We start from the raw sequence: 3,487 nt of genomic DNA, 5'->3' as shown, positions 1-3,487 counted from the left end.
GAGTCGCTTTAGCGCCTCAAGGGATGCGAATAATACACCCTTTATTTTTCGAGTCAACACTTAGTTTTAAACTTTCTTTTTAGAAGATTTAAAACCGAAGTTTTATTTAACTCTCTGAGTAGTTCGTGCCTCGCTATGCGTTGGCGTTTCCCGTCTCAGTGGGGTCGCATTATAGGGAGATCCGAAAACAGATCAACCCTTTTTTGAAGAAAACTTGAAATAATGTGCTGTTCGCTGAGTATTTGAGCTAAACACGTTAAAAACACAACATAACTAGCAAATTATTAACAACTAAAGTTGTTTAAACTTCACTAATATTAAAAGTGAGCTTAAACGATCTTCATATAAAGACTTACACCCCATATGATCAACACGATCGTTAATGAAAGTGTTACGGCTGCAGATCCCATATCTTTGGCTCTACCTGACAATACATGCAATTCTGTACTTACTCGATCTGTTAATGCTTCAATGGCAGAGTTTAGCAATTCAACGATTAGAATAATAAGCAGTGAGCTAATTAGTATTGCCCAGTGTAATAATGATGAAGCCAGCCAAAATGAAGTGGGGAATAATATAAGGCTTAGTAATAGCTCTTGTCTAAATGCAGCTTCTTCTTTAAATGCTGCTTTAAAGCCAAGATAGGAGCAATAGGTTGCTTTGAAAACGCGTTTGAGGCCTAAGCCATTTGGTTTTAATACATCTTTCATTAATAAACTCTATGAATGAAGGTCAAAATAAAGCCCCGCACTGCGAGGCTTTTTATTTATGCTACGCCGTATTGATCACGGTAAGCTTTAACTGAGGCTAAATGCTCGCCCATCGTTCCTTGGTTTTCAAGGTAACTAATAAGGTCTGCTAATTTTACAATAGAAATTACTTTGGTATTAAAGTCGCGTTCAACTTCTTGAATAGCTGATAACTCGGCTTTACCTTTTTCTTGGCGATCTAATGCAATTAAAACACCACTAAGGTCTGCACCATTTTGTGCAATAATTTCCATGGACTCACGAATAGCGGTACCTGCGGTAATTACATCATCAACTAGCATTATTTTGCCATTGAGTTCTGAGCCTACTAATGTACCACCTTCACCGTGTGCTTTTTTCTCTTTACGGTTAAAACAGTACGGTACATCTTTATCATGGTGATCTGCTAATGCAACTGCCGTCGTTGTTGCTATTGGGATACCCTTATACGCGGGACCAAATAGTACATCGTACTCTATCGCTGAATCTTCTAATGCTGATGCATAAAAACGACCTAAACGTGCTAAGTCACGACCTGTATTAAACAAACCGGCATTAAAAAAGTAAGGACTTATGCGCCCTGACTTTAAAGTAAACTCACCAAATTTTAATACCTGCTTCTCTAGGGCAAATTCTATAAACTCTTTTTGATAATCTTTCATATCTAGTGGCCTACCTATTTATGCTAATGCTTGCTTTTGTACGTCAATGATTTCACGAATAGAATGTTTAGCTAAAGTAAGTAACTCATCTAGCTCATCAAACGAGAAAGGTTCGCCTTCGGCTGTACCTTGAATTTCAATAATTTTACCTGTTTCGGTTAAAATTACGTTCATATCAGTCTCTGCTGCTGAATCTTCAATATATTCTAAATCGCTAATTGCTTGACCTTTATATATACCTACTGAAATAGCCGCAATCATATGCTTAAGTGGGTTTGAATTAATCATACCTTTGGCACGCATATGCGTTAGCGCATCAACAAGTGCAACACATGCACCACTTATAGAAGCAGTACGCGTACCACCATCAGCTTGAATTACATCACAGTCAATGGTGATTGTGTTTTCGCCAAGTGCTTTTAAATCAACAGCAGCACGCAGTGCACGTGCAATTAAACGTTGAATTTCCATAGTACGACCGCCCTGCTTACCACGTGCAGCTTCTCGAGCATTACGCGTATGCGTTGCTCGCGGTAACATACCGTATTCAGCATTGATCCAACCTTTACCCTGACCTTTCATGAAACGAGGAACGCCCGATTCGACAGTAGCTGTACAAAGTACTTTGGTGTTACCAAACTCAACAAGTACTGAGCCTTCAGCATGCAAAGTATAATTACGTGTAAATGTAACAGGTCTAATTTGGTTAGGTGTTCTTTCGCTTGGACGCATTGACGATCCCCTTAATTCAGAATTTGCGACATTATAAGTGTATGTGGGTATAGATACCATGCTGATTTAAATAAATAGCTGTATGCAAAATATTCAGTGTATTAAATTTTCCCTAGAGCTTAAGCGGTGTTACGGTATAATCATCGTAATATTGTATTTATAAATTTAGGAAAATATCCATGATCCACAGTATGACAGCTTATGCGCGTCGCGAAATAAAAGGCGATTGGGGAACTGGCACTTGGGAAGTTCGTTCAGTGAACCAGCGTTACCTTGAAACATTTATTCGCGCACCAGAGCAATTTCGTGGCATGGAGCCAGTTATTCGTGAGCGTTTACGCAAACACTTACAACGCGGTAAAGTTGAGGTTTTTTTAAAGTTTGTAGCAAATCCTGCCCATGTTGGTGAGCTATCAATTAACCAAGCCCTTGCTGAGCAACTTATAAATAGCGCGAAATGGGTTCAACAGCAAAGTAATGGCGACATTAATCCTGTTGATATATTGCGTTGGCCTGGTGTTATGGAAGCTGAAGAACTTGATATGGATAGCGTTAATACGGCACTAATTGCTGGTCTTGATCAAGTAATCGAAGATTTTAAATCAGCTCGTGGCGATGAAGGTGCAAACCTTGAAGAAATGATAGCAATCCGCCTTGATGCGATTTTAGAGCAAGTAGAAATTGTAGAAACGCACATGCCTGAGATTGCTAAGTGGCAGCGTGAAAAACTGGCTCAAAAGCTAGAAGACTTAACAGCAAACATTGACGAGTCACGCCTTGAACAAGAACTTATTTATCTTGCTCAAAAACAAGATGTAGCTGAAGAATTAGATCGTTTAAAGTCTCACGTTAAAGAAACTAAAAAAATCCTTAAAAAAGGTGGCGCATGCGGCCGCCGCCTAGATTTTATGATGCAAGAATTTAATCGTGAAGCTAACACGCTAGCATCTAAGTCTATCAATAGTGACATCACTACTGCCGCTGTAGAGTTAAAAGTATTGATTGAACAAATGAGAGAACAAATTCAAAATATTGAATAGTTTTCAGCCAATTATGGCATATTCATAACTTATCAAAACCCGGGCTAGGCTCGGGTTTTTTATAAATACCAATAATATTTTGAATGTTGTTACCAAGCATCTTCGTCTAATGTGAGATTCTCACCTCCAAATCACTCTTTATTTTAGTCATTAAAAAGCCCGACTAAGCTCGGGCTTTTTGGTAACAATTAGCTAGGCTAATAATTACGCTTTGAACGTTACTACAACACACCTACGCCTAAAGTAAGAGCGCCACCTTCATATGACACTTTATTCTAGACATTAAAAAGCCCGAGACTAAGCT

The 3,487-nt window shown here is 38.8% G+C and carries 4 protein-coding genes; 1 reads left to right on the top strand and 3 read right to left on the bottom strand.

Features of this window, described 5'->3' with window-relative positions; genetic code table 11:
- Positions 1–329: 329 nt before the first annotated feature.
- From P20429_RS09710 to rph, 3 genes are read right to left on the bottom strand one after another with little or no spacing between them, the layout of a single operon-like run.
- Entirely contained in the window at positions 330–710 is a 381-nt protein-coding gene (locus tag P20429_RS09710; protein ID WP_007583384.1) for a diacylglycerol kinase, read from the bottom strand.
- 56 nt (positions 711–766) lie between these two features.
- Positions 767–1,411 (bottom strand): orotate phosphoribosyltransferase, encoded by a 645-nt coding sequence (pyrE, locus tag P20429_RS09715; RefSeq protein WP_007583381.1) that lies wholly within the window; start codon positions 1,409–1,411, stop codon positions 767–769.
- An 18-nt stretch (positions 1,412–1,429) separates the two neighbouring features.
- A complete protein-coding gene (gene rph / locus P20429_RS09720; protein ID WP_002958890.1) occupies positions 1,430–2,143 on the bottom strand; it encodes a ribonuclease PH in 714 nt (237 codons plus the stop codon).
- Positions 2,144–2,322: 179 nt separating this feature from the next.
- Between rph and P20429_RS09725 the strand changes: the two genes are divergently transcribed.
- Entirely contained in the window at positions 2,323–3,183 is an 861-nt protein-coding gene (locus tag P20429_RS09725) for a YicC/YloC family endoribonuclease (protein WP_002958889.1), read from the top strand.
- Positions 3,184–3,487 lie beyond the last annotated feature (304 nt).

The sequence above is a fragment of the Pseudoalteromonas sp. BSi20429 genome, assembly GCF_000238895.1.
Lineage (GTDB): Bacteria > Pseudomonadota > Gammaproteobacteria > Enterobacterales > Alteromonadaceae > Pseudoalteromonas > Pseudoalteromonas arctica.
Note: the sequence above shows the minus strand (reverse complement) of the source record. Positions and strands in the feature narration are given on the sequence as shown.

Coding starts and splice junctions, on each gene's coding strand:
- P20429_RS09725 (WP_002958889.1), top strand. CDS start 2,323: ATGATCCACAGTATGACAGCTTATGCGCGTCGCGAAATAAAAGGCGAT.
- P20429_RS09710 (WP_007583384.1), bottom strand. CDS start 710: ATGAAAGATGTATTAAAACCAAATGGCTTAGGCCTCAAACGCGTTTTC.
- pyrE (WP_007583381.1), bottom strand. CDS start 1,411: ATGAAAGATTATCAAAAAGAGTTTATAGAATTTGCCCTAGAGAAGCAG.
- rph (WP_002958890.1), bottom strand. CDS start 2,143: ATGCGTCCAAGCGAAAGAACACCTAACCAAATTAGACCTGTTACATTT.